General features: G+C 47.5%; 15 protein-coding genes, 3 tRNA genes and 1 pseudogene. 14 read left to right on the top strand and 5 right to left on the bottom strand.

All coding sequences use genetic code 11. The features are described 5' to 3' along the window. Positions 1 to 15 precede the first annotated feature (15 nt). Positions 16 to 1221 (bottom strand): glycosyltransferase, encoded by a 1206-nt coding sequence (locus HMPREF9999_RS08870; RefSeq protein WP_009752396.1) that lies wholly within the window; start codon positions 1219 to 1221, stop codon positions 16 to 18. After that, positions 1218 to 2201, bottom strand: a complete 984-nt coding sequence (locus tag HMPREF9999_RS08865) for a lysophospholipid acyltransferase family protein (RefSeq protein ID WP_232301295.1) — start codon at positions 2199 to 2201, stop codon at positions 1218 to 1220. Before HMPREF9999_RS08865 ends, HMPREF9999_RS08870 begins: the two co-directional genes overlap by 4 nt. Positions 2202 to 2532: 331 nt before the next feature. Between HMPREF9999_RS08865 and HMPREF9999_RS08860 the strand changes: the two genes are divergently transcribed. Beyond that, positions 2533 to 5181, top strand: coding sequence for a DNA gyrase/topoisomerase IV subunit A (locus tag HMPREF9999_RS08860; protein ID WP_044063432.1), 2649 nt, complete (start codon positions 2533 to 2535; stop codon positions 5179 to 5181). Between the two features lie 147 nt (positions 5182 to 5328). Here the strand turns inward: HMPREF9999_RS08860 and HMPREF9999_RS08855 are convergent, their stop codons facing one another. Next, a complete protein-coding gene (locus HMPREF9999_RS08855; protein WP_009752393.1) occupies positions 5329 to 6399 on the bottom strand; it encodes a mannose-1-phosphate guanylyltransferase in 1071 nt (356 codons plus the stop codon). Positions 6400 to 6567: 168 nt separating this feature from the next. On the opposite strand from HMPREF9999_RS08855, the gene HMPREF9999_RS08850 reads away from it, so the two are divergent. The 4 genes and pseudogenes from HMPREF9999_RS08850 to HMPREF9999_RS10350 form a co-directional block, all read left to right on the top strand. Further along, positions 6568 to 6649: transfer RNA gene (locus HMPREF9999_RS08850), tRNA-Leu, on the top strand. A 1479-nt stretch (positions 6650 to 8128) separates the two neighbouring features. Then, a complete protein-coding gene (locus HMPREF9999_RS08845) occupies positions 8129 to 8686 on the top strand; it encodes a PH domain-containing protein (RefSeq protein ID WP_009752389.1) in 558 nt (185 codons plus the stop codon). Between the two features lie 494 nt (positions 8687 to 9180). After that, entirely contained in the window at positions 9181 to 9366 is a 186-nt protein-coding gene (locus tag HMPREF9999_RS10625; RefSeq protein ID WP_009752386.1) for a hypothetical protein, read from the top strand. After that, positions 9363 to 9482: pseudogene (locus HMPREF9999_RS10350) on the top strand (AAA family ATPase); the annotation flags it as partial. The gene HMPREF9999_RS10625 and the pseudogene HMPREF9999_RS10350, both read left to right, overlap by 4 nt. 184 nt (positions 9483 to 9666) lie before the next feature. Here the strand turns inward: HMPREF9999_RS10350 and HMPREF9999_RS08835 are convergent. Both HMPREF9999_RS08835 and HMPREF9999_RS08830 read right to left on the bottom strand, forming a co-directional pair. Further along, positions 9667 to 9742, bottom strand: a tRNA-Asn gene (locus HMPREF9999_RS08835). Between the two features lie 39 nt (positions 9743 to 9781). Further along, positions 9782 to 9859, bottom strand: a tRNA-Asn gene (locus HMPREF9999_RS08830). Positions 9860 to 10003: 144 nt separating this feature from the next. Between HMPREF9999_RS08830 and HMPREF9999_RS08825 the strand changes: the two genes are divergently transcribed. The 9 genes from HMPREF9999_RS08825 to HMPREF9999_RS08785 all read left to right on the top strand — a co-directional run bounded on the left by HMPREF9999_RS08825 (position 10004) and on the right by HMPREF9999_RS08785 (position 20086). Further along, a complete protein-coding gene (locus HMPREF9999_RS08825) occupies positions 10004 to 10975 on the top strand; it encodes an adenosine kinase (RefSeq protein ID WP_009752384.1) in 972 nt (323 codons plus the stop codon). A gap of 157 nt (positions 10976 to 11132) precedes the next feature. Further along, a complete protein-coding gene (locus tag HMPREF9999_RS08820; RefSeq protein ID WP_044063431.1) occupies positions 11133 to 12806 on the top strand; it encodes a S41 family peptidase in 1674 nt (557 codons plus the stop codon). Positions 12807 to 12861: 55 nt separating this feature from the next. After that, a complete protein-coding gene (gene purD / locus HMPREF9999_RS08815; protein ID WP_009752382.1) occupies positions 12862 to 14127 on the top strand; it encodes a phosphoribosylamine--glycine ligase in 1266 nt (421 codons plus the stop codon). 168 nt (positions 14128 to 14295) lie between these two features. Next, positions 14296 to 15246 carry a hypothetical protein gene (locus tag HMPREF9999_RS08810; RefSeq protein ID WP_044063408.1) on the top strand — a complete coding sequence of 317 codons (951 nt, stop codon included), beginning with the start codon at positions 14296 to 14298 and terminating at the stop codon, positions 15244 to 15246. Then, on the top strand, positions 15222 to 15683 hold the full coding sequence (locus HMPREF9999_RS08805) for a YqaA family protein (protein ID WP_009752380.1): 462 nt from the start codon (positions 15222 to 15224) through the stop codon (positions 15681 to 15683). Before HMPREF9999_RS08810 ends, HMPREF9999_RS08805 begins: the two co-directional genes overlap by 25 nt. An 18-nt stretch (positions 15684 to 15701) precedes the next feature. Further along, entirely contained in the window at positions 15702 to 16574 is an 873-nt protein-coding gene (locus HMPREF9999_RS08800; RefSeq protein ID WP_009752379.1) for a metal ABC transporter solute-binding protein, Zn/Mn family, read from the top strand. Continuing rightward, on the top strand, positions 16574 to 17191 hold the full coding sequence (locus HMPREF9999_RS08795; protein WP_009752378.1) for a metal ABC transporter ATP-binding protein: 618 nt from the start codon (positions 16574 to 16576) through the stop codon (positions 17189 to 17191). The genes HMPREF9999_RS08800 and HMPREF9999_RS08795 overlap by 1 nt, the downstream gene beginning before the upstream one ends. 135 nt (positions 17192 to 17326) lie before the next feature. Further along, the gene (locus tag HMPREF9999_RS08790) at positions 17327 to 17860 is read left to right on the top strand and encodes an outer membrane beta-barrel protein (protein ID WP_009752377.1); all 534 of its coding nucleotides are present in this window, start codon (positions 17327 to 17329) and stop codon (positions 17858 to 17860) included. A gap of 165 nt (positions 17861 to 18025) precedes the next feature. Continuing rightward, a complete protein-coding gene (locus HMPREF9999_RS08785; RefSeq protein ID WP_009752376.1) occupies positions 18026 to 20086 on the top strand; it encodes a helix-hairpin-helix domain-containing protein in 2061 nt (686 codons plus the stop codon). Positions 20087 to 20530: the final 444 nt, after the last annotated feature.

The raw sequence follows: 20530 nt of genomic DNA, 5'->3' as shown, positions 1-20530 counted from the left end.
TACCCTCACTCACGGTTATGACTGAGGGAACGAAGAGTCGCGAACCAGTTGTTTGATCAAAACTTCATATTCTTCGGCTGCCGCTTCCAGAGAGAAACGTTTAGCTTGTTGGCGTACATTAAGACTCATCTGTTGTCTAAGTTCCTCATCTTGCGCAAGCTTGACGAGAGCATCAGCATAAGCTTCCAAGTCAAATGGGGGAATCAATACTCCATTCTCCCATTGCGGAAGCATCTGTTCTCTCACTCCAGCAGAGACATCAAAAGCTAGAGGGATAGTACCTAACATCTGCGCTTCTCCAATCACCAATCCCCAGCCCTCAATAGAGGATGTGAGGCACAGCATAGAGGCCTCCGACATAGGTGTTACGACATCTTCTTGATATCCAGCAAACTGTACTCTAGGAAGTTGTAGGGCTTGAGCAGTTGCTTTGAGTCGATGCCCATAATTACCATCACCTATGAAATGCAGTTCCCAGTCTGGTAATTGAATGTGTACTTTCTCCCAAATCTTTAGCATTCTGTCTGGTCGCTTGTCAGGATATTCCAGACGTCCTACAAAGACTATCCTTTTTTTCTTTTGAGGGAGGGTAGAGAGGGTAGGTTCACTCCCATTGTGCAACACATATAATTTCTTCTCAGCTTCGTCATAGGATGCAAAGTATGCGAGCAATTCTTGGCGATATCCCTCACACAGCACCGTGAATGCATCCGTTTCTTGTAATCGTTGGAGATAGCGTCGATGTTGTTTTTTCTGATAGGATTTTAGGATGTAGAATCTCCAAACATCATGAAACATCCATTTCATCATACGCCATGGATTCTCCCATGCTCTAGCCTTTTGCAGACTCATCTTGGAGACGATTTCCCAGAAAGGTTGGCTATGTAGACTAAAAACTATTTTACAACCTGTGGCTGCGCGCAGTTCTTTCGTGTAGCGATAGTAGAAGTGCGGCATAAAACAGATGTCTACCTGCTGCTCCTTAAATGATGCTATGAGTTTGGGAAGCATCTCTTTGTCACGAACTCTACCCTTTTGTCCGGCTATCCGAGGCATCTGAACACACTTTAATCCTTCGGGTAAGGGGTGTTCGGGAAGATTATCACAATAGAGGATCACATGGTTTCCTCTATTGTGTAGTGTTTTAACAATGTCTTGACAAATTCTTCCAGTGCCTCCACCAGGAAATTCTATCAAAAAGAGAAAGGCTATCGTAGTCATGATGGTGTAGTGAAAGGAGATGAGCTTTCGTGATTAGCTCTGCGTGCTTCCCACTCCTGTTTGGTACGTTTCCAGCGGTTGTGTGTCCAGAGCCAGAGGTGAGGGTGGGCTTCGATGCTCGCTTCTAAGGCACGAACATAAGCATCCGTGATAGGGAAGCGCGAAGTCGTCACTTTTTGTTCTACCTCAGCTCCGTTTGTTTTAGAGCTATCTTGGATGTCAGGGTGCAGTTCTATGATTTCTGCTCGATATTCTCCGCGGTGAGGACGAGTCACCTCGAGATAGTAGTAGCGTGCACCCACTTTTTTACCAATCTTTTCCGCTCCTGTAAAGAAAGAAGTTTCGTGATGCAAGAAATCGCACCAATGGTGCATCGCCTCCCACTTCGGAGACTGATCCGAAATAAAACCAATCATCCCCTTTTCTCCGTTTTTCTTCCACGACAAAATGGTGCGAAGCGTCTCTTTCATCGCGATATTTGTAGCCCCCATTCTGCCGCGAATGTGTAAGAAAAGCTCGTCCATGAGCGGACTATGGAGAGGATGGTAGATTTGTCCGAAATGGATGCCCCCATCGCTCCAAAGCGGAAGTGAGGAAACCCATTCCCAATTGCCAAAGTGTCCCAGGTAGAGGAATACAAATTGATGTTCTCCATCACGCAACTCTCGAAGCACCTCATGAAGATTGACAAAATCCATGCGACGATAGAGTTCTTTGCGAGAAATCGACATCAGTTTAAGTGTTTCCACGATGTAGTCGGCAAACCAGTGGTAGAAATCGCGCTCTATCTTCGCTCGCTCCTCAGCAGAACGTGAAGGAAAAGCCTCAGCCAACTGACGTTGCACAAGTACGCGCCGATATTTCAACACATGAAACACCAGCGGAAAAATCAGCACGTCGGCAAAGAAATAGTGTAGTCGAAGTGGCAAGATAGAGCAAAGCCACCAGAGCGCACGGTAGAAGGGAAGTAATCGTTGCACGAGTGCAAAGTTAAGCATTTTCTTCGAACCCCCTTTGTTTACATCCGCAATTTCCTGCATCATCAAGGGCTTATGCCCTGAATCCTCATGAAAAAGCGAAAAACTCATCGAGAAATCCCGAGCATCTCCCCAAAAATCAGTAACTTTGCCTAAGGGCAAAATGCCCTAATCTCCAACGACGAAACGATAATCACCAACGATGCAGGAAGAACAGCCCATTAACGACGCAATGCAAACCCCCAACGCTGAATCCAGCTCCGCAGCAGAAGACACCAACACTGCACTCTCGAACGGAGGTGCGGAAGATGCCGTAGATTACGATCCAGAAGAGATGAAGCAAGAAGAAATAGTCAATGTACACCCTCTCACGGGTATGTATCAAAACTGGTTTCTAGACTATGCTTCCTATGTGATTTTGGAGCGTGCTGTGCCGCATCTCTACGATGGACTAAAGCCAGTGCAACGTCGCATCCTTCACACAATGAAGCGTATGGACGATGGTCGCTATAACAAAGTGGCCAACATTGCAGGAGAAACTATGAAGTTTCACCCCCACGGTGATGCCTCTATCGTAGATGCTCTCACCCAAATGGGACGTCAAAATCTCCTCATTGATTGTCAAGGTTCGTGGGGAAATATCCTCACTGGAGATGAGGCTGCGGCTCCGCGTTACATCGAAGGACGACTCACCAAGTTTGCCCTCGATGTCTTGTTCAATCCCAAAACCACAGAGTGGAAACTCTCCTACGACGGTCGCAACAAAGAACCAGTGGCTCTGCCTGTGAAGTTCCCCCTTCTGTTGGCACAAGGAGCAGAAGGTATTGCTGTGGGGCTGAGTGCAAAAATCTTGCCCCACAACTTTGGAGAACTCTGCCAAGCCGCTATCTCCTACCTGAAAGGCGAAGAGTTTACCCTCTATCCCGACTTCCAAACGGGTGGTCTCATAGACGTTTCTCGCTATAACGACGGGCTTCGTGGTGGAGCTGTCAAAGTGCGCGCTCGTGTGGAGAAACGCGATAGCAAGACCATCGCCATCACCGAACTACCTTATGGTAAGACGGTCGATAGTCTTTGTGAGAGCATCAAAAAAGCAGCTGACAAGGGGCGCATCAAAATCCGTCAAATCCAGGATTTCACCGCAGAGAATGTGGAGATTCTCATCCACCTCTCTCCAGGCGTTTCGAGCGATAAAACTCTCGATGCACTCTATGCCTTCACGGACTGTGAGGTGAGCATCTCGCCCAACTGCTGCATCATTGACAAAGACACACCACGATTCGTCACGGTCAAAGAAGTGCTCAAGAGCAATGTGGAAAACACCAAAGCTCTCTTGAAGCGAGAACTTGAAATCCGCCGTGGTGAATTGCTTGAGAGCATGATGTTTGCTTCGCTTGAGCGCATCTTCATCGACGAACGCATCTATAAGGACAAAGCCTATGAGAATGCTGCTAATATAGACGTTGCTTTAACGCATATCGACAGCCGTCTCGAACCCTTTAAGGCAGACTTTGTGCGCGAAGTTGTGCGCGAAGACTTGCTGCGCCTCTTGGAAATCAAGATGGCCCGCATCCTCAAGTTCAACAAAGCCAAGGCCGACGAACTCATTGCCCGCATCAAGGCCGAACTGGCGCAAATAGAGCATGACCTCGCGCATCTCACTGAGGTCACCATTGACTGGTTCACCACCATCTACGACCGCTATGCAGCCGAGCACCCACGTCGCACAGAGATTCGTTCGTTCGACACCATCGAAGCTGCCAAAGTGGTGGAAGCCAATGAAAAATTGTATGTGAACCGTGCCGACGGCTTCATGGGAACATCTTTAAAGAAAGATGAGTTTGTGGAGAACTGTTCCAACATCGACGATGTCATCATCTTCTATCGCGACGGAACTTACAAGGTGACTCGTGTAGCGGAAAAGGTGTACATCGGGGAGACAGAGCGTTCTAAAGCAGAGAAGAAGAAAGCTGAGATAGTGCACATCGCTGTCTTCAAGAAGAATGACCAGCGCACTGTTTACAATGTGGCTTATCGCGATGGAAAAGACGGTGCCTACTATGTCAAGCGATTTAATGTGACGAGCATCACCCACGATCGCGAGTATGATGTCACGCAAGGCACACCAGGTTCTAAAATCCATTATTTTACGGCCAATCCAAATGGAGAAGCCGAAGTAATCAAGGTGACTTTGAAGCCCAACCCCAAGTTACGTCGCATCTTCTTTGAGAAGAGCTTCAGTGAATTGGCAGTGAAAGGTCGTGGCTCTCGTGGTAACCTCCTCACACGTCTTGACGTCCACAAAATCACGCTTAAATCTCATGGTGCTTCTACCTTAGGAGGTCGCAAGGTGTGGTTTGATCACGATGTGCAACGTCTCAATTTCGATGAGCGAGGCGACTATCTTGGAGAATTCCACAGCGATGACATGGTGCTTGTGGTTTTGGATAATGGTGATTTCTACACCACCAACTTTGATCCCAATAATCACTACGAGAGCACAGGCCTCATGCGTGTAGAGAAGTTTGATGAAACTAAAGTGTGGACGGCTATACTCTATGATGCCGACAATGACAATAATCTCTACATCAAGCGATTCTGTTTTGAGCGAGCCTCGCAAACTCGTCACCAAAACTTCATGGGTGAGAATGAGCAATGCAAGTTTGTTGCGCTCACCGACCAGGCTTTCCCACGCTTCCAAGTGAGTTTTGCTGCTCCCGACGATTTCCGTGAGCCTCTTGTCATTGATGCAGAGGAATTTATCGGAGTGAAAGGCTTTAAAGCTAAGGGAAAGCGCATTACTACGCTCAATGTGGACAAGGTTGAAGAATTAGAACCCACGCGTTTCCCAGAACCATCTGAGGATATTTCCGATAGCTCTGAAGAAGAGGAGGATGCTCTCCAGCAAGATACACCCTCGCCTGCTCAAACGGAGTCTGACCTCATGGATGATTTGACCGGACAACTCAAGTTGGGATTCTAATCATTAGCATTTACTATCCAAAGTGGCCGCTGAAACACAAGAGTTTCAGCGGCCACTTTTTATTGTTGTGAGGAATGTGTACTCTTTCCTCTGCCCAAAGCCGATGGCGAGAGCTAGCGTTGCGATGATTGTTTAGGATGTGCAGTCTTAACCAAACTCCTGTCCAAGTCGGAGCTGAGCCGTATTGGCCAGTTGGCGCGTGTGTGCAGGCTCATCGGTGGGGGTGATCATAAGCATGTTGCCCTCAAGAGCTACCACATAGCCATCGAGTCCGCGAATCACCGCCCCAATGCCTTGGGGTAAGTGCACCAAAGTCTGGCGAGTGCCTTGGAAGATGACCCCAGCACCGCCCACAGTGGCATTGCCGTCGGCATCTGTCTCGTGCACTTCTTTCATCACAGGCCAAGAGCCCACGTCGCGCCATCCAAATGAGCATTCCTGCACTACAGTCGGCCAGTCGCGATCGAGCAATACGGCATCTATGCTGTTGTATTCTGCAGCAGGGTAGTAGCGTTGGAGGGCTAGTTGCGCCTCTTCTTCTGAAAACTCCACGGCGCTAATCCCGATGCCAGGCAAAAGTTGAGGCACATAGCTGGCCATGGTCTGCACATGCCACAGGAAAAGCCCCGTGTTCCATAAGAACTCGCCGCTAGATACAAATGTTTTTGCAAACTCTATCGGAGGTTTCTCTGTGAAGGATTTGCGCATGAAGCGTTTCTCGTCTATGCTCTTCCCCTTTTGCAGATAGCCATAAGCAGTGTTGGGGGTGGAAGCTTTGACGCTCATCGCCAAGAATTGAGGGTGCTCACGCACATAGTCCAAGCCCTGCGATAGTTCCTGCTCGAAGGCTGCCTCGTTGGTGATGAACTGGTCGGCAGGCGAAGCCACAATACATGCCTCTGGGTCGCGCTGACTGATGTACCACGAAGCCCAAGCTGCAGCAGGAGCCGTGGACAACTGGGCTGGCTCGGCCAAGATTTGAGCGTCTTGCAGTTCGGGGAGTTGATTTTTTACCAGTGGCACATAGTCCGTGAAGGTTGAAACGTAGATATTTTGAAGGGGAATGAAGCGGGATAAGCGATCGAAAGTGAGCTGTAGCAGTGTTCTTCCCACACCGAAGAAATCAATGAATTGCTTGGGGTGTTGTGCACGGCTCACAGGCCATAAGCGGCGACCTTGTCCGCCGGCCAATATGATGCAATAATCGTGAGTTCTCATGGATAAAGGGTATAATTTACTTACAGCGAATATAACGATAATGCATGATATGGCGAAGAGAATGGTGGAGAAATACATGAGGGTATGAATATTTTCAAGGAAAGGTTTGGTGGAAAGATAAAAAAGTAGTACTTTTGCATCACGTTCGCACCACAAGTGATGAATGATGCTCCGATGGCGGAATCGGTAGACGCGTCGGTCTCAAACACCGATAGGGAAACCTGTGCCGGTTCGACCCCGGCTCGGAGTACGATAAACCACTCTTCAACGCAAGTTGTAGAGTGGTTTTTTTGTGCCGTTGAGCGAAGGCCTCTATAAGTATATGGGTTGCTAGATGTTAATTTCAGAGGGTTATGAGTTTAAAAGATGTTGGATAATTCCAATTTGTTACTCTTTTTAGGATTTTGGAGGGCTGAGAGTGCTTAGGATATGGCTTTGAAGGTTGATTGCTTTAAGGTCGATGTTTTGCGATGAAAGTCGCATCCCAAAGGGGGGTGATGTTGTGTTTGAGTTTTCTCGCGTACGCGCGCGCATCACAGCAATTCCTATCTTTTTGCTTTCACAACCTTCACAGCATTGCTTAGAGTTTTCATAAATGGCATGCTTTTTCTGCTGGTTGTTTTTCTTTATTTTGTGTTGTCCTTTCGTTTATTTTCGATGCACTTCTATTTTTTCTTTATGAACATCGTTCCTGTTACCTTCCTGATTCGTTGTGTATCATTTGTTTATGGAAAATTTTGTGAAGGTTGTGAATGCAAAAAGATAAAAACTCCTGTTACGCGCGCGCGTGAGAGTAGGCTTTCGGTCTCTTTCTTACGCACTGTTTCAGAACCAAAGGAGCATTGCAAAATTTTCTCTGATGGAAGAAAGAAAAACTCCGACATTTGCTGAAGAATCTCGGAGTTTTTTATGAAAGTGTTGGAGATGATTGGCAGAAATCTAGGAGGTTTCTGGAGGTAGAGTCCAATCTATCTGTACTAGATCTATCTCTAGGAAATTTCAACAAGGACATCCGTAGGGTAGAGAATTTGTACGAAGCAAAGTAGTTGAACTGTGTTGTTCAGCAACTCTTGTCCGCTTTTCTAGCCAACAAGTTAGTATCGATCAAACATCGTCTGTACCATCTTTGCCAACTATCTAGCCGAAAAGAGAGAGAGTTTGTTGAAACTGGATTGAAAAGGCTAAAGTTTCATCTCTGAGAAATAAAGGACTGACAGATGTGTTCTGCTGCCTTTTGAGTGGCAAGTGTATAATCCGTAAGGACTTATTAGGCGAGCACGCTAAACTTATCTTGATACTGTTGTATCTTGGGGATTATAGAGAACAAAACGCGCAACACTCTTTCGAATGTTGCGCGTTGCGCTTCAGGATGAGCTTGAACCAACGACCCCCTGATTAACAGATTTAGCGCCTTTATGTTTCATTGAAGCTTGATTTCATGAAACTCAAAAAATAGCTAAAGGGGAAGTATGAACAGTATTTCCTTTGCAGAAGGTGATACGGGAAAAACGAATTCTTTTTTGCTGAAAATTCAAGGAACAATGAAAAGGATGATTGCGTTAAAATGGATTTCTTGATCCCATTTAGGGAAATTGTCAAATACAAACTAAGAAAAACACAATATGGATTGTTCCTCACTAAAGAAGTTAGTATATTTGCAATATACAGAAATGTTTTCCCAATTGACTCAGATTTAATCAATTCCTTATATCTCTAGTCACTATGCTCAATGATGATGACAACTACCTATTCAAATATCACGATACAGCAAGCCACTGAAACCAAGCCTGCTCAGAATGACGTATTATCTGATATTGCAATTCGTCCTTCTCTCAAACAGTATCTCTGTGTTTTGTATGGTTTCGTATGGCGGTTTCTACCTATCGGCTTGCTTTTGCTGCTGTGCTATCGCCATGACATGCCCCTCGCTTTTGCTTTCTGCTTACTTCCGCTTTTTGTACTTATACCTTTGACCCTCTACCGCTTGTTCTATCTTTATTCTTCAAGCTGGATAATAGGAGCAGAAATAGTCAGTCAAAAGCGCGGTGTATTCTCTGCATCTACTGTCTATTTTGAACTTCGCAGAGTTACAGGATACTATGAGCAGCAAAGCTGGCTTCAGCGCTTGCTAGGGCTAAAGACGATTCTGGTAACCTGTTCAGATAAAGGTTACCTGCGAATAGAGGTAAAAGGAATACCAACCGACTTCCCTCTACTCGCTGTCATCCGACAGCGTGCTGAGCGTTGCAAAAGCGATAAAGGATACACGGAGTACACCTATCTCTAGCCTTAGTTTTCCTTTTGTCTAAAAACAAAAGGAAGATTCTCACGCGCGCACGCGAAAAGCTTTTAAAGCTCTATTTGATTTATATAGGTGTTTATATAAGCTTTATTTACGAGCAGCGACTTTCCTTGTGTTTATGAGGGGAGTCGTTTGGTCTATTGCGAGGCAATAGTAAGTCACAGGATTTGGCTGTATGAGGAGACTTATTTACTTTTGCGCCGAAGTTCCAGAGTTTAATCTGGAGGAAAACTAAAATTCGAAACAAAGGTGGACGCCTTATCTTCCGCCCTTGATGTTACTGCATTGTACGATGCTCAAAAATGCTCTCCTGCTTTTGCACAATATGCAGATTCTATCGTAGCAACTGCGAAGACCAACCTCAAAGAGAGTTTGCTGGGGTTTCTGTCAAAGTATTAGGGATTTCTAGACCAGATATATTTAATAGTCCAATCACTATTACCACTCTTCCTACAGCTCATGGCTGCAATATATCCTATATGAACATGTCAGGTAAGACTTTGGATTGCTTTGTTCAAGTCAAAGGATATTATAATAATATCCAGATTCTATCCAAGCGAGTTAATTTGGCCGACCTACTACTTAACTCTCTTACAGTAACAATCGGGAATCCAGCCGTTGATTTGGTGAAGCCTTTGGAAAATCCTCTTTTGCTCTCAGAATAGCAATGTCTACAATAATTTCCTTGGCCAATCAAAAGGGCGGTGTCGGTAAAACCACCCTCTGCACCATCTTTGCCAACTATCTAGCCGAAAAGAGAGAGGGTTTGTTGAAACTGGATTGAGAAGGCTAAGGTTTCATCTCTGAGTAAAGAACTGACGGAGGTATTCTGTAGCCTCTTGAGTGGCAAGTGTATAATCCGTAAGGACTTATTAGGCGAGCACGCTAAACTTATCTTGATACTGTTGTATCTTGGGGATTATAGAGAACAAAACGCGCAACACTCTTTCGAATGTTGCGCGTTGCGCTTCAGGATGGGCTTGAACCAACGACCCCCTGATTAACAGTCAGAGGTGCTCTAACCAACTGAGCTACTGAAGCAGGTGTCTTTTTATTTTACTACCGCAGACTTGGTAGTTGCGCTTCAGGATGGGCTTGAACCAACGACCCCCTGATTAACAGTCAGAGGTGCTCTATAACCAACTGAGCTACTGAAGCAGGTCTTTTTGTAGGAGAAAGAAGAACTTTTGTTGGTGGAAAACCTTGAAAAGTACGTCCTTGTTCCTCGTTTGCAGTGCAAAAGTAGTACTTTATTTCGAATTAAGCACTATCTTTGCAGAGAAAATTTCAAGAAAAAATTACATGAAGAAAATTTTAGGCGTTGGGAATGCCCTGGTAGATGCCCTCTATAAGATAGATAACGAGAATATAATCAGAGAATTAGGGATTTCGATAGACGGCATGACGCTGATAGATGCTGAACGAAGAAAAAAAATCGTGGAACGTCTCAAAAATGTGCCATTCGAGTGTCGCACAGGAGGTTCGGCGAGCAATGCGGTGCATTGTGTGGCGGCACTAGGCGGCGATGCTAGTTTTATAGGTCGGACTGGAAGGGATGAGCATGGAAAGTTTTACGCCAAATCGTGTGAGCAAGCTGGAGTGAAACCGCTCACTACCATTTCAGAAGACATACCGACTGGGGTGGCGACTACTTTTATTCTCCCCGATGGTCGTCGCACCTTTGCCACCTATCTTGGGGCAGCGGCAACCGTGAGTGCTGAGGACTTGCACGAAGTGGACTTTGCTGTGGCTGACTATATGTTTATTGAAGGCTATTTGGTGCAAAATCATGGACTTGTCTTGCGCGCGGTGGAATTAGCACAACGCAATGGCGTGAAGGTGTGTTTGGATTTGGCATCTTGGAACATTGTGAAAGAAGAGCGTGCATTCTTCGCGGAATTGTTACCTAAGATAGACATCGTTTTTGCTAATGAAGAAGAAGCGCAAGCCATGACAGGGACGATGGGTGAAGCTGCCGCAGAGTGGTTGGCGCGTATCTGTCCAATTGCCGTGGTGAAATGTGGAGCCGAAGGGGCTGTGGCTGTTTCGGGCGACAAGAAGGTGAGGGTCGCTGCTGAGCGAGTGAAGCAAGTGGAAGACACCACTGGAGCGGGCGATTTCTTTGCTGGAGGATTCCTTTATGAGCATGCACAAGGAGCTTCGCTGGAAGAGTGTTTACAGATGGGCGCGCGTTGCGCTGCTGCTGTGATTCAAGTGATGGGAACTCAACTCTCTGCCGAAACGTGGGTAGAATTGCGCCAAAACAGAGCATAGAAGTAGCAAGTACAGATGATAGAGATGCGTTTTGATGAATTTCAAAGCCTCTGTGCACAGCTATTTCTCAAAAAGGCCGTAACTTTGTAGTACCCACCTGCACGTATGTGTGCAAGGACACGATGATGTGGACGAGGATGTAGAGCTTATGACATACATGATAAAAAGATTTTTCCTCTTTATAGCATTTCTCTTCGGTGTGGGAGCGCAGATAACGCTCCAAGCACAGGAGTCTGATAATTTCAAAACCACCAAGGCTTTGGATATTTTCAATGCGCTATATGAAGAACTAGAACTAAATTACGTTGATACACTTGATGCTGAGAAGGTGACGGGTGATGCTATCCGTTATATGCTCAATCGTTTGGACCCTTACACTGAGTTTTACAAAGCCTCACGGACGGATGAACTAAAGACACTGACCACTGGCAAGTATGCGGGTATAGGATCGCCCATTCGCTATCACAAAGGGAGCGACCGCTGTGTGTTTGACGGGCCGTATATGGGCATGCCGGCGCAAGCTGCTGGGGTGCGCACGGGAGACATCATCATGAAAATCAATGACAAGTATGTGGGTGTCTGTGGAAAACAAGCGAAAGCAGACTATTCTAGCAAAATCTCCAACCAATTGCGGGGAGAAGCTGGGACCTCGTTTACCCTTACGGTGAAGCGTCCGATGCATGAGAAGTTGTTGCGCTTTCGATTGAAGCGACAGGTGATCAAGCAGCCTTCGGTGCCTTTTGCAAGACTCTTACCTAACCATGTGGGGTATGTGGTGATGACGGGTTATCGTGATGATACTACTCACGATTTGCGCCAAGCTATTGAACAACTCAAAGCGAAGGGAGCACAACGTCTGGTGCTAGATCTGCGCGGTAATGGTGGTGGATTGATGAATGAAGCTGTGCAAGTGGTGAATCTCTTCATTCCCAAAGGGAAAAAGGTGCTAGAGGTGCGCGGAAAGGATCCCGAACAGAATGCTATATTCAAAACAAAACAAGCTCCTCTCGATGACGATATCCCGATGGTGGTGCTGGTGAATTATAGCACAGCGTCGGCAGCAGAAATTACTTCTGGCACGCTGCAAGACTATGATCGTGCAGTTGTGGTGGGACAGCGCACTTATGGTAAGGGGCTTGTGCAATCGCAACGAGAATTGCCTTACAACACGATGCTCAAACTGACGACGGCGAAGTATTATATTCCTTCGGGGCGTTGTGTGCAGGCTTATGATTTCAAAAATCGCGGAGCGGATGGACAACCGAAGCATTTGCCCGACTCTCTTTGCAAAGTATTTAAGACGAGCAACGGACGCCTGGTGAAAGATGGCGGTGGCATCACGCCCGATGTGGTGATGGAGCCTGACTCATTGCCCGATATGTTGGAAGAACTCGCTCTGTCTGAACAGTTCTTTGATTACACTGTGAAGTATCTCAACACCCATCATGAGTTGGCACCCGCAGATTCGTTCCATATCTCTGATGTGGATTTCCAAGATTTCCTCTCCTTTATGGAAAAAAGTTCCTTCACCTACCACACCCAGACGAAGCGTATGCTGGATTATCTGAAGAAGTGGGCTGACTATGAAGGATATAGCGATAGCATACAGACTGAAATGACAGCTTTAGCCACAAAACTCGCTCCCAATGTGGCAGGAGACTTGCGCCGCTGGCAGAAAGAGGTGCGCGAACTCTTGGAATATGCTATCGTTTCCTCGCGCTATGGACATGAAGGAGCTTATGCTTACAAGATCCGCAACGATAAAGAGTTGCAGCTCTCCACAGAGATACTGCTCGATAAAGAACGCTATCACAAGTTGCTCCGCAAATAAATGTAGAGTTTTTGACTTCTAATTATACATTCATCTCACAACACCCCCTCCTCTCATGAAGATTCTTCTCCTTGGTTCTGGCGGTCGCGAACACGCACTGGCCTGGAAAATCGCCCAAAGTCCTAAAGTTGAGCAACTTTTCATAGCACCAGGCAATGCTGGCACGTCCAGTGTAGGCGAAAACGTGGACATCGCTGCCACCGACTTTGATGCGCTTGCAGACTTCGTCGTGAAGCAGCAAGTAGACATGGTCGTTGTTGGCCCCGAAGATCCATTGGTGAAGGGAATCTACGATGATTTCCTCTCTCGCTCGGCTACAGCGCATATCCCAGTCATTGGGCCTTCAAAGGCAGGCGCAGTGCTGGAAGGTTCTAAAGACTTTGCCAAAGCCTTCATGCAACGTCACGGCATTCCCACCGCAGCTTATCAAACTTTCGATGGCACGCAGGTGGAAGAAGGGTGCGAGTTTTTGGCAACCCTCTCCGCTCCCTATGTACTGAAAGCCGATGGTCTCTGCGCAGGAAAGGGGGTGCTCATTCTCCCAACTCTCGAAGAAGCGCAAAAAGCATTGAGAGAAATGCTGGGAGGTCAGTTTGGCAATGCTTCTAGTCGCGTGGTGATAGAAGAGTTCTTGTCAGGCATCGAGTGTTCTGTCTTTGTGCTCACTGACGGAGAGCATTATAAGATCCTCCCCGAGGCAAAAGACTACAAGCGCATCGGAGAAGGCGATACTGGACTCAATACCGGTGGCATGGGTTCAGTGACTCCCGTTCCCTTCGCTACGCCAGAGTGGATGGCCCGAGTGGAGCGCGAAATTATTCGTCCCACTGTAGAAGGTTTGCGCTCTGAAGGCATTGTGTACAAAGGCTTCATCTTCTTCGGACTCATCAACTGCGATGGGCAACCTAAGGTGATTGAATACAACTGCCGTATGGGGGATCCCGAGACCGAAAGTGTGATGCTTCGTATCAAGAGCGATTTGGTAGATCTTCTCGAAGGTGTGGCGGAAGGTAACCTCGATCAGCGCACCATCACATTTGATGAACGCGCAGCTGTCTGCGTGATGTGTGTGAGCGGAGGCTATCCAGAGGCTTACGACAAAGGGTTCTCCATCTCAAACGCTGAAGTAGAGGGTAGTGTAGTCTTCCATGCTGGAACGACACTCAAGGATGGACAGCTCGTCACTGCCGGAGGTCGTGTCATCGCCGTGAGCTCTTATGGAGTCACTCGTGAAGAAGCACTAGAAAAATCAATGCGTGGTGCCGAACAAATCCAGTTTGAGAAGAAGTATTTCCGTCGAGACATCGGATTTGATTTGTAAATCTGTTTTCATCGTGTGAGATCTTCATTAGGAATCTCGAAATCTTCTACGAGAACGAGTGAAGCGTTCTGCGATATGACCCTATGATTTGTGATGATTTTTGACAACATTCATGATGTCCCTAAAATGTCTTAATCATCTATTGACAACTCCACAGCCATCCTCCCCATGCGTTCACAACCCTTTCGCAACCGCGTTTCTGAAAGCATGATTTCACTACCCATATTGGTGATACTTGCTTCCATCATCTGGATGATGCCTGACATCCAGAACCTAGCGTTGTGGGGAGGATGGGCTTTGGTTGGAGTGATGACTTATTTCATGATGGCTTGGAACACGCAATACCAGCTCATTCGCGTGCGTTCTCGCATGAATAGTCTCACTTTCCTTTTTCTTTTTCTCATTTTTCCGCAGCTGCATCTCCTAGGTTGGCATCTTTTCCCTGCCTGTTGTTTGCTTGGTGCCTACTTCCTGCTCTTTCGCACTTATGGAGTTTATGCACCCCAAGGCTATTTTTTTCATGCTTTCTTTCTCATCGGTGTAGGAAGTATAGCCTTTCCTCCGCTGCTGCTCCTAGTGCCGTTCCTCCTCTTCTCTTCTGAACGTCATCTTCGTGCGCTCACGGGCAAGTCGGCTATGGCAGCTCTTCTGGGATTGTCGCTTCCCTATTGGATCCTGCTCCCAGTTTTCCTTTTCGCACGCGAGGTGTTGCAGCCTTATATCAGTTTGTGGCAACTAGAAAGGCTCTGGCAACCGATGCAGTTTACTCACGTTCCACCCTCGCAGTGGATGGGTGGTGGGCTAGTCTTCCTCATCAGCATAGTGAGTGTCGTGCATTTCTTGAGAACTGCTTATAACGACAAGATTCGCACGCGACAATATCATTATCTTCTCCTGCTACAAGTGCTTCCCCTTACCTTTCTCCATTTTGCCCTCCCGCAGTTTTTTGCCACCACGCTGCCTTTATGTCTTGTAACGCTCGTACCTTTTATTGGTCACTACTTTGCGCTTGCCAAAGGCCGCGGCATGAATGCCTGGTTCATCCTTTGGATGTTGCTCTTCCTTCTTCTTGGCGTAGCCAACTACTTTGATTTATGGACGTTATTATCCAATTTTTAATAGAACACGGCCTCTGGGGCATGTTTATCGCCGCTTTTTTTGCAGGCAGCATCCTTCCTTTGGCTTCTGAAGTCGTATTATCCGCTTTAGTCGCTGCCGGTGTAGCACCTTTAGAACTCCTTGTGGTCGGCACCATTGGCAACACCTTAGGATCAGCCACCAACTATGGCATCGGACGTTTAGGACGTGAAGACATGATAGAGCGTTATCTTCGTGTCAATCCCCAAGCTTTAGAACGAGGAAAACGCTATGTGCATAAATTTGGCTTTTGGGGAGGGCTGCTTTCTTGGATACCCATCCTAGGTTCGCTTATCACAATTGCTTTGGGATATTTGAGAGTCAACCTTCCACTCACAGTTCTTATGCTCATCATAGGCAAGTTCGTTCGCTATTGCTTTGTGGTGCTAGCTACACAAGAGGTGCAATCCTTTTTGTAATTTCCCATAACTTGACTTATGCTTTCAAGATTTCAGTTTATCTTGTTCTTATTGCTTCCCTTCTTCTTGGGATCATGTCGCGATGTAGTCGATCATCGTCCCATCGTGACAGTGAGTATCGAACCCCTGCGCTACTTTGTGGAAGCCATTGGAGGTGATCGTTTTCAGGTCAATACGCTCGTTCCCGCAGGAGCAAGCCCAGAAACCTACGAACTCACCCCTCAACAAGTGGTGCAAACCACCGACAGCCGCGCTTATTTCTGTGTTGGCACCTTAGGTTTTGAACAAGAACGCTTGAGGAAACTCACCGAGAATGCTCCCAATCTTCTGGTGGTTAATAGCTCCGATAGCATTGTATTGCTCGAAGATAATCATGTTCACGATCAGCAGCACCAACATATAGAAGGCATCGATCTTCACACTTGGCTTTCCACCACATCAGGCAAGCAAATCGCTCGCAATGTGCTCCGTGGACTTTGTCAAGTAGACAGTGCCAATGCCGCTTTTTATCAACAACGCCATGATAGTTTGGTACAGCACATAGATTCGCTCGATGGAGAAATCCGCCAAATCCTCCGCCCCCTTGTCCATCGCACCTTCATGATCTACCATCCCGCTTTGGGATACTTCGCTCGTGACTATGGACTTCAGCAGATAGCAGTAGAACAAGACGGTCGTGAACCCTCTGCCGATCGTATGCAGCAGCTTATCCTCCAAGCCAAGCACAACAATGTGCAAGTCGTTTTCATCCAAGAAGAGCATGCAGGCCGTGCCGCACGTCGCATCGCCGAGAGCACTGGAGCCCGCATCGTCAGCATCGCCCCACTTTCTGTGGCATGGGACAAGCAAATGCTCCACATCGCCCGAACCCTCGTACAGTCTCCCCAGTAATGTCCACCCTCATCACCCTTAGCGACGTCAGTTTCTCCTACGATCATCGTCGCGACATTCTCTCGCACTTCTCGCTCTCCATCGAAGAGCGAGATTTCATCGTGTTGCGTGGCAAAAATGGCGGTGGCAAAACCTCTCTACTAAAAGTCATCAGCGGGCTTCTTACTCCCACAAGTGGCACCATCCAACGAGCAGAAGGACTCACTGTTGGCTATTTGCCCCAGCATCGCAGCATCGATCGTCAATTTCCCATCACGGTGTTCCAGACCGTGCGTAGCGGCCTGCAATGCTCCATGCCGTGGTGGAAACCTTTTGGAGTATCAGAGCGCGCTACTACGATGGCCACTCTCGAGATGCTCAATCTGTCAGAACTTGCAGAACGTCCCATCGACTCCCTCAGTGGAGGACAGTGGCAACGCACTCTTTTGGCTCGTGCACTTGTAAGTTCTCCGCAGTTGTTGCTTCTCGATGAGCCAGATACCCACCTCGACACCGCAACACGTCATGAACTCTACGAAACCCTCTTGGAGCAGCACCAGCATCGTGCCATTGTCGTCGTTAGTCACGATGCACATTTCCCTCTTCCCGATGGAGCGCGCATCATCGAAATCGGCTAATTCTTCAGCAGAAAGGCAGATTATCAGTGCAGAGTCACGTGATATTCAAAAAGATTTACTATTTTTGCAGCATCCACTTCCTTTATTGTTGAGGTGGGTGCTCTTTTATTTCGCATCATCCAACACAATCATCAGATGAAAAAAACTCTTTTCTTTGCGGCTATGCTTGCTTTTGCGGTGCAAAGCCAAGCACAAACCCAACCCCAAGCACAGGCTTTCATTGTAGCTAACGACAACACCAATACCAAAGCCTTAGGTTTAAACCTCCTCTTTGGTAGCTACAACAACAACATCGGTATCGGGGCCAAGTACCAGCACTTTGTGACGAACAACGTACGTCTTGAAGGCTCTTTCGGCTACTATTTCCCCTCCAACGGTTTGTACGCTTGGGACATCAATGCCAATGCTCACTACGTATTCCGTCTTTCTCCTAAGTTTGCCGTGTATCCCCTCGCAGGTTTCTCTTTCTCCAACTGGGGTTTGAAGCTCGGCACCCTTGAGAATACCACAGTCTACACCCACACAGGTTCATTAGGAGCCAACTTCGGTGGTGGTGTGCAATACTTCCTTTCTGAAAATGTATTTGTGAATGCTGAGGTACGCCAACAAGTGCTTTCAGGCAACTACTCACAAGCTAATCTCTCTTTCGGTATCGTAGCTAAATTCTAAGCTCTTACCAACCTCCTAAACATTGCTTCGCGCATCCTTCTTTTTCGCTCCTTATTGCGCGAAAGAAGGATGCGCTGCTTTGTTTCCTCCTCTTCTTCTGATCCGCATCAATCGAACCTTCACCTTACTCCTAATACCTTCTCCCTTACAACAACCGATCTGACTATGAGAAACCTCCTTCTTATCCTAGGGTTTTGGTGTACACTTCTACTTCCTGCACAGACTATCGTACGCGGAAAGCCCCTCATCTCCTGGGATGATTTTGTGGAAGAGTATCTTCAGAGCCGAGAAGTTGATGATGATAGCCCCTCCCCCATAGATCGTGGAGGCACGACTCTTGATTATTTAGAAAATCTGTATCAACATCCATTGAATCTTAACATCGCCACTCGTCAACAACTCCTCGAACTTTCCTTGCTTTCTGCTTCTCAGGTCGATTCTTTGCTCGCCTATCGCAGTCGATTGCGTGCTTTCTCCTCTCCGTCCGATCTCATGATGGTGCATGGTTTGGAAGCGCAGCAACTCAAGTGGCTCAGCCTTTTTGTCGAAGCGGGCGACACCCTCCAATCCCCTAGTGATTTTCGGCATCAGTGGATCTCAGCTCGTCATAGTCTCGAATATCGCGCACAATTGCCCCTTCCTAGTTCGCCATTCTTTGGTGGAAATTCTCAGCATCCAGTCGATGAGAAACACCGTTTTCTCGGACTCCCTTGGAGCAACACCTTGCGATATCGCGTGCAGTCGCACCAATCATGGAGAGCAGGGCTCACCCTGGATCACGACATTGGAGAACCGCTAGCGGCCTATCGTAATGTACCTTTCGATCATGCCTCCTTTTTCGTCGAAAAGCACAACCTTAAGAAGCAACGCCAACTCATTTTGGGTGATTATCATGCCCAGTTTGCCCAAGGTCTCCTCATCGGTCATCGTTTCGGCACTTTCGTACAACCCTATTTTTTAAGTCTTCCTCGACATCTCACGCGCATCACCCCCAACACCTCCACCGATGAGGCGCATTATTTGCGCGGAGCAGCCTGGCAACAGCAACAAGGTCGTTGGCAATGGACAGCCTTTGCGAGTTATCGCACCTTAGATGCCAGTTTTCAAGATGGTGAGGTGAAGTCTGTCTATTCAAATGGCCTGCATCGCTCTCGTCTTGAACTCTCACATCGTGCCACCTTAGGTCATTTCCTCTTCGGAGCGCACGGTGCTTGGAAAAATGTCCAAACAGAGTGGGGTATAGGCTTTTTAGGCAATCACTTTTCTCGTCCCTTCCCGTCAAGTCCAACCAAGCGCGGTGTGCCTGCTCCTATGGTAGGGAGTGATGCCTTGGGAGTGAGTGTAGACTTTGCTCACTATGCCCGCCATTGGAGCGTGCAAGGTGAAGGCACGGTGAATCTTTCTGGAGGAACAGCCTTCGCCAGTTTTCTGCGCTATCAACTTTCCTCATCCGACATTCTTCTGCTTCAGCTTCGCCACTTGAGTGGTCGTAACATCGCACCGATGGCACGTACCTTCCAGCGGGGCACGAAGGTGCAAAATGAGATGGGGGCACTCCTGGGTTACGAAACCTCGCGCTGGCGCAAACTGCATTGGCAAAGTTTTGTTCATGTCTATCATCATCCCTTGCCCACATGGCGAGCAGCTGCCCCTTCGTCGGGTGTCGCGGCCCAATCACTCATCACCTACGTTCCTTATCGTGCAGTGCAGTGGTCGCTGCGCTATCGTCTCACGTCGCAGCAACAGACCATCCCTCAGCACGCGCCATGGTTGCAGTGGGTGGCACGTCAGTCGCTGCGCCTGAGCGTTCGGCGTACTTCAGGAGCCTGGATGTGCCAAACCAGCTTAGATGTAGCTATGAATAAGCAACAGCTGCGGGGAAAGCAGCAGTATGGAGCCATGGCTTCTCTACGTCTACGCTATGCTCCCTCTTCTCCTTGGGAGGTTTCGGGGGCTCTGAATCTCTTCTCCACCGATAGTTTCGACACTCGCCTATATACCTACCAGCCCCAGCTACCTGGTACGGGAGCTTTTCCTGTTTTTTATGGCACAGGTTGTTCGGGAGTCGCTGTGGTGAACTGGAATCCCTCTCGAGCGTGGTCTCTGTCCACTCGCATAGCCATGATGCATCGTTGGAATCGTCCGCATGCCTCTAACGCTGCGGCAGTTGAAGAATCCTCTGACTATTCCTTGCGATTGGGGCTTAGGGTGCGTTATCGTTTTTGAGTCATGGCCACTTAACTTTTCTGATGAAGCAAGGGACCACAGGTAGTAGTAGAAATGCCCACCGATTGGTTACCCCAAAGAAATAATTCTGTTTAGGGAGAGATTTAGTGAAGCGGTTCATATCATGTTAGAGCGTGAAAGATTATGTCGGAGTTGATAGAGAATCTCTCCGATTTAGTGGGAAGAAAGTCGGAGAGATTGATCATCATCTCCGACTTTTTCTTTGTCTTCTCCGAGCAAGCTGTAGGCAAACTTAAAGTTTTCTTTTCTTGTGTGTATCTTTCAATATTCCGTCGCTCTCGCGTGCGCGCGTACGCGCGCACTACAGCAATTTTTGCACTTTTTGCTTTCACAACCTTCACAGAAATCATTGTAGCATGTTGAATATAAGGAGTGTACTAGGGTATTAGGAACAGTGTTTAGTTATGAATCTTCATATAGAAG

It is taken from the genome of Alloprevotella sp. oral taxon 473 str. F0040, assembly GCF_000318095.2.
Taxonomy (GTDB): domain Bacteria; phylum Bacteroidota; class Bacteroidia; order Bacteroidales; family Bacteroidaceae; genus Alloprevotella.
This window is presented reverse-complemented; position numbering and strand designations above follow the sequence as displayed.

Excerpts from the sequence above, each read along its gene's own strand:
- HMPREF9999_RS08870 (WP_009752396.1), bottom strand. The coding sequence starts at position 1,221 with ATGACTACGATAGCCTTTCTCTTTTTGATAGAATTTCCTGGTGGAGGC.
- HMPREF9999_RS08800 (WP_009752379.1), top strand. The coding sequence starts at position 15,702 with ATGCTTTCAAGATTTCAGTTTATCTTGTTCTTATTGCTTCCCTTCTTC.
- HMPREF9999_RS10625 (WP_009752386.1), top strand. The coding sequence starts at position 9,181 with ATGAACATGTCAGGTAAGACTTTGGATTGCTTTGTTCAAGTCAAAGGA.
- HMPREF9999_RS08855 (WP_009752393.1), bottom strand. The coding sequence starts at position 6,399 with ATGAGAACTCACGATTATTGCATCATATTGGCCGGCGGACAAGGTCGC.
- HMPREF9999_RS08805 (WP_009752380.1), top strand. The coding sequence starts at position 15,222 with ATGGACGTTATTATCCAATTTTTAATAGAACACGGCCTCTGGGGCATG.
- HMPREF9999_RS08810 (WP_044063408.1), top strand. The coding sequence starts at position 14,296 with ATGCGTTCACAACCCTTTCGCAACCGCGTTTCTGAAAGCATGATTTCA.
- purD (WP_009752382.1), top strand. The coding sequence starts at position 12,862 with ATGAAGATTCTTCTCCTTGGTTCTGGCGGTCGCGAACACGCACTGGCC.
- HMPREF9999_RS08795 (WP_009752378.1), top strand. The coding sequence starts at position 16,574 with ATGTCCACCCTCATCACCCTTAGCGACGTCAGTTTCTCCTACGATCAT.
- HMPREF9999_RS08785 (WP_009752376.1), top strand. The coding sequence starts at position 18,026 with ATGAGAAACCTCCTTCTTATCCTAGGGTTTTGGTGTACACTTCTACTT.
- HMPREF9999_RS08790 (WP_009752377.1), top strand. The coding sequence starts at position 17,327 with ATGAAAAAAACTCTTTTCTTTGCGGCTATGCTTGCTTTTGCGGTGCAA.
- HMPREF9999_RS08860 (WP_044063432.1), top strand. The coding sequence starts at position 2,533 with ATGAAGCAAGAAGAAATAGTCAATGTACACCCTCTCACGGGTATGTAT.
- HMPREF9999_RS08825 (WP_009752384.1), top strand. The coding sequence starts at position 10,004 with ATGAAGAAAATTTTAGGCGTTGGGAATGCCCTGGTAGATGCCCTCTAT.
- HMPREF9999_RS08820 (WP_044063431.1), top strand. The coding sequence starts at position 11,133 with ATGATAAAAAGATTTTTCCTCTTTATAGCATTTCTCTTCGGTGTGGGA.
- HMPREF9999_RS08845 (WP_009752389.1), top strand. The coding sequence starts at position 8,129 with ATGATGATGACAACTACCTATTCAAATATCACGATACAGCAAGCCACT.